Annotated in this window: 5 protein-coding genes and 1 pseudogene; 3 read left to right on the forward strand and 3 right to left on the reverse strand. The window is 34.5% G+C overall.

From position 1 onward, the window contains the following. Nucleotides 1-150: pseudogene (locus I8752_RS30860) on the reverse strand (IS701 family transposase); the annotation flags it as partial. Between the two features lie 79 nt (nt 151-229). Between I8752_RS30860 and I8752_RS30865 the strand changes: the two are divergent. Further along, complete coding sequence (locus tag I8752_RS30865; protein WP_214435992.1) at nt 230-2,092, forward strand: IS1/IS1595 family N-terminal zinc-binding domain-containing protein; 1,863 nt, start codon at nt 230-232, stop codon at nt 2,090-2,092. 109 nt (nt 2,093-2,201) lie between these two features. Here the strand turns inward: I8752_RS30865 and I8752_RS30870 are convergent, their stop codons facing one another. Together I8752_RS30870 and dut are read right to left on the reverse strand one after the other, a co-directional pair. Then, a complete protein-coding gene (locus I8752_RS30870; RefSeq protein WP_225896014.1) occupies nt 2,202-2,762 on the reverse strand; it encodes a deoxycytidylate deaminase in 561 nt (186 codons plus the stop codon). After that, complete coding sequence (gene dut, locus I8752_RS30875; RefSeq protein WP_225896015.1) at nt 2,743-3,165, reverse strand: dUTP diphosphatase; 423 nt, start codon at nt 3,163-3,165, stop codon at nt 2,743-2,745. The genes I8752_RS30870 and dut overlap by 20 nt, the downstream gene beginning before the upstream one ends. A gap of 264 nt (nt 3,166-3,429) precedes the next feature. Between dut and I8752_RS30880 the strand changes: the two genes are divergently transcribed. Together I8752_RS30880 and I8752_RS30885 are read left to right on the forward strand one after the other, a co-directional pair. Next, complete coding sequence (locus tag I8752_RS30880; RefSeq protein WP_214435994.1) at nt 3,430-4,815, forward strand: nuclease-related domain-containing DEAD/DEAH box helicase; 1,386 nt, start codon at nt 3,430-3,432, stop codon at nt 4,813-4,815. Between the two features lie 36 nt (nt 4,816-4,851). Continuing rightward, nucleotides 4,852-5,146: IS630 transposase-related protein (locus I8752_RS30885; protein ID WP_214435995.1), on the forward strand; the 295-nt coding region annotated here is incomplete at its 3' end.

A 5,146-nucleotide genomic window follows, 5' to 3' on the forward strand; every position in this document is an offset into this window, starting at 1 on the left:
AATTATCCCTAAATGTAAATATTTGAAGCATTCATAATTTCTTACTTCTTTAAACAGGTCTTTGTACTCTGCACAATATGCATCTACGAGCGCAACTGTTGGCTGGGCATCCCTTGGCAGATGTTTCAGGATTTGTAATTCTACATCCATTGCTCTACTTACCTTGTAGAGTTCTATTTTTCCTTTATTCTATTCATTCTATCCGGAAAGTGACAGAAGAGGGGTAAAATTGCAGGAAACAATTATTGAAGCAATTCTAAAAAATAAAGAACCTACTTCTTACCCTCCATGTCCTGATTGTCAAGGAGAAGTAGTTTCAAGAACTTCATCAAGAGGTCAACAAGAATATACTTGTAAAAACCCAGAGTGTAAAAGGAATTTTAGTGAATCTACAAAAGATAAGCCTAGAACAGAACTTGACAATCCTGAATGTCCTGATTGTGGAAGTAATAAAGTTCATAAAAAAGGAATATCTCAAAAAACTGGTGAAGTTAAATATACATGTTATAAATGTTTAAGAAGTTTTAGAGATTCTACAAGGGATAGAAAAAGTCGATTACTTACAGAAAAATCAAGAATAGAAAAAGTAAGTAAAATTAAATCTGAAAATCGTCCCTCTTGTCCAGACTGTAATGGTACATGGATTAGGAAAAAAGGTATAGAGCCAACTACTAAAGAGCAAAAATATTATTGTAATGATTGTACAAGAATTTTTACAGAAAGTACTAGAAATAAACCAAGACCTATACATCCAGATTGCCCAGAGTGTGGTTCCGATAAAGTGATCTCTCGTGGTTCCAGAGCAGGGCTACCATATTATAGATGTAAATCTTGTACAGCTTTTTTTAAAGAATATTCCAATGATCCACCTTGCCCTGATTGCCAAAGTAATAGAATAAAAAAAGCTGGGACTAGACGTAATCAGCAGCAATATTCTTGTAAAGATTGTGGAAGACGTTTTACAGAATCTACAAAAGATAAGCCAAGTAACTCTCAACAAATATTTAATTTTGAATCTGATTTTTGGGATTTAAGAGAGATGGGTGTAAAATTTCCACCCTCAACTAACTGGTTTACAGCTAATTTTGAGCATATAACGCAAAATTGGCTTAAGCAAGCTGCTAAACAATCCACTAAATTTAACGCAACTACCAGAACAGGTGGAACTTGTTTATCCAAGTTGGACGACATTAAAAAATTTTCTCGATTTTTAGGAGTTAATTATCGAAATTTGAATCCATCAGAAATTGATCGCGATTGTATTTTGAATTTTTTAATTTATCTTCAACGTGAATATCCAGATTCCAAATCAATTAATACAAGAAGAGAAGCCATTAAGCAGTTAGATGAATTTATTAAACTATCTCATCGTTTTAATTGGTTAAATATTGCTAACCCTAATCTTATTTTTCCAGAAGATTTACCTCGGTTATCAAAATCTGGTAAAACTTTTGATCAAATTATTCCTGATGAAGTTATTGAGCAAGTAATTTCCAATTTAGATGGATTACCGATACACTTTGCTAGGATGGTTCTTTTGAAGTTAGCAGTACCTATTCGTGTATCAGAAGTATGCGGTATGCGTTTCGATTGCTTACGTCAGGATGCTGAAGGTGATTGGTGGTTACATTTTTGGGATTACAAACTCAACAAAGAACATAATCCTGTTCCTATTTCGAGAGAGCTTGTCAAAGTTATACAAGCACAACAGCAACTTACAAAGGGAGTAGTGGAAGAAAATTACCAATATCTCTTTTGTGCAAGAAATGGAGCACAAAAGAAAGACGGTACCTTCAACTATATAGCTCACCCTCCAGGTGCTAGCAGTTTTAGATTTGCTCTAAAACAATTTACAGAAGATAGAAACATTACTTATCAAGGGAGAATTTATAAGGATTTGTCAAAAACCCATAGATTTAGGCATACAGGTGCAAGTGAGCTTATTAATAAAGGTATGCCTTTGCTTATGGTACAGGAGATATTAGGGCATGAAACTCCTGAGATGACATTAGTATATGCCAAGCTTTACGATAAAACTCTTAAAAAAACTTGGCAAGAAACATCGCCAAAAATAGTCGATAAGTTGGTATAGTATAAAAAGTTGATACCTAAAAAATGCGAAAATAGTTTATCTAGTTATGCTCAATTTTCAAAAACAAATTGTTTTTGACATTTTTTTCAATTGCCGTATCTAATAAAGATTAGTTCTCTAAGTTTTTTCTACCAGCTGTATTTAAAACAGATGTGGGTCTTAGAAGAGATAACGAAGCTTTTTCTGCGATTTCTTGAGACAGATAAACTTGTTTAATTTGAATCAGCCCTTCTTCAAGAAAAATATCTCTAACGTGAGCGTTTGCCCTACCGTCAAAAGGTGTTTCATAATATACTTCTCTAATTCCTGCCGAAATAATAAGTTTTAGGCAAGAAAGACACGGTTCTAAAGTCACGTAAATGCTTGCTCCGTTGGTCGCTATACCATGCTTAGCAGCCTGAGCAATTGCGTTAGCTTCAGCATGAACCGCTTTAGATGGTAAATCTTTACTAGCATCACAACTAGCTAATTCTGGATAACAGAAACCTTGGGATATGCAATGACTAGAGCCTGAAGGAGGGCCATTGTACCCGGTAGCTAAGACCTGCTTACTCTTAACGATAACAGCTCCTACGGGAAAGGCTAAGCAAGTCGATCTAGTTGCTGCTAGTTTCGCCAGCATCAAGAAATATTCATCCCAAGATGGCCTTTCATAAGCCTGTTGAACCAAAACCCTTCCCCCCTCTAGTAGTTATACTCAGTTCTTCGCTGGCCTCAACTTTTACTCTAATTACAGGTTGAACTACCATTTGAGCTATCTTCATTCCAACATCAACTTTAAACGTAGCCCGACCATGATTAATTAAAATTATGCCGATTTCTCCTCGATAACCTTCATCAATAGTTCCAGGTGAATTAAGAACGGTTATCTGATGTTTTAGAGCCAAACCACTGCGGGGCCTAATTTGAGCCTCAGTGTTTGGAGGTAACTGAATGCAAATACCTGTTGGAACTAACGCACTTTCACCAGGCTGAATCTGAGTTTCTACACTGGAGAATAAATCTAGGCCAGCATCTCCTTCATGAGCATAAGCAGGTGCATGAGAGTTTTTTGAGAGAAGTTTAACTTTCAATACATAGTCCATATAATATCAAACGAGCAAACTTACTAATTAGATGGTTGTGAATACTTAGTTATAAGGGTAAAGAGATGCTAAACAGTAAGCAATAAAACTTATGTTTTTTTAGACTTACTTAACATATTCAACTCAAGCAAAATAAAAGGGTAAAAGCATTAGTAACGAGTTATCTTTAACACATATAGCAGTATTTTTAGTGGTTTATCCGGTAAACAAGTGTTATAACTGGCACATTAATCTTTTAAATCCAGTTGTGCTATGGCAAAGATGTTTCCCCCAGATGGCCCATGTAATCCTGAGTTAGATGGAGAGTCAACAGTATATAAAGCACTACAATTATTATCAGACGATTATTACGTCTTTCAAGATAGATACTGGATATTTGAGAACAAACAGAGGTGCCGACAAGAAAGAGAAACTGACTTTCTCATTATCCATCCTATTAAAGGGCTTTTAATTATTGAGGTAAAAGGAGGCACGAGATTCTACTATGATGGGGTAAAAGATAAATGGAAATCAGGCGACAGAACTTATGACAATCCGTATAAGAAGCAGTTAGTCAATGCTAGAAGTTTACCAGTTTTCTTAAAGAAAAAAATTACTACTTTAGCAGAAATATATTTTAATTGTGGCTATGCTGTTTGTTTTCCACATATTGACGTAATAGATGGAAGTCTCGCTCCCTATATGGAGGAAGAAGTTACTTTATACAGAAAAAATCTTAACAATTTCGTGAGTGAAATTGAAAGGATATATGCTCATTATAATAAGAGTAGTAATTTTAAAACCATAGGTACACAAAATCTACAGAAAATTATTGAAGTAATTGCACCAAAACTTTCTCTTCAAAAATCTCTTGGCGCATATTTAGAAGATAATGAACAACAGGTAATCAAGTTAACCAAGGAACAATCAAAAACATTAGACATTTTATACAAAATACAAGAGCATGCTTTAATTGTAGAAGGCCCTGCCGGGACAGGAAAGACACAAGTAGCTATTGCTAAGGCAATCGAGGACGTTAAAGCCGAGAAACAAGTTTTATTTATAACGAGTAGCGACTTCTTAAAAAATCATATAGAGAAAGAAATTCGACTCAATAACAAATATGGACTCGACAATATTACTATCTGGACAATGGATGAAATCAGGAATAGTTTAAGCTTCTTCCTGAACAATTACAAAAAGCAATGCATAGAGAACGAAATCAACAGTTTAATTGTAGATGAAGCACAAAATCTTCGCGCTGATGAGTTAGCAGAACTAGCTGACTTCAAAAACAGTGCTCCTAATTTAGAGGTATTAATACTAAAAGATGACTCACAAAAGACTGCCAAGGAAAATTATACCAATATATTTAAATTTTATCCTATTACCATACCCTTACAAAAAGTAATAAGAAATACTAAAGAAATATTTAGTACTTATAAAGAGTATGTTGGACCATATCATCAAGTAGAAGCTCCAGAAAGAAGTTTCCACAACGTAATTAAGTCTTTTTATTCTAATGAACAAGATTTACAAGATAAAATTGTTGATATTTTTAATTATATTTTGATAGAAGAAAAAAATGTCAATCCAAATAGAATTACTTTAGTTTTTTCAAACAAGCCTAGTATAAATTTTACAGCAAATTGCAGGTAAATGAGGTACATTAATACCAGTACATCAACTCTTAAAATGAAAGCTTACTCAATCGACTTGCGAGAAAAAATAGTTTTGGCTTACTCACAAGGTGACACCTCAATCAGGAAGGTGGCTAATAGATTTAGTGTAGCCAAAAGTTTTGTACAAAAACTTCTCTCCATGAATAAGACTCAAGGTCATGTACAACCCAAACAACAAGGTGGAGCACAAAAGGGAGAGTTGGATGGATATGAAACTCAACTAGCTGCAATGGTTGAACAATACCCAGATGCAACATTATTGGAATATTGCGAATATTGGGGTACAAGCTACGCTCATTGGGTAAGCA

Source organism: Dendronalium phyllosphericum CENA369 (assembly GCF_016056275.1).
Taxonomy (GTDB): Bacteria; Cyanobacteriota; Cyanobacteriia; order Cyanobacteriales; family Nostocaceae; genus Dendronalium; species Dendronalium phyllosphericum.

Excerpts from the sequence above, each read along its gene's own strand:
- I8752_RS30880 (WP_214435994.1), top strand. The coding sequence starts at position 3,430 with ATGGCAAAGATGTTTCCCCCAGATGGCCCATGTAATCCTGAGTTAGAT.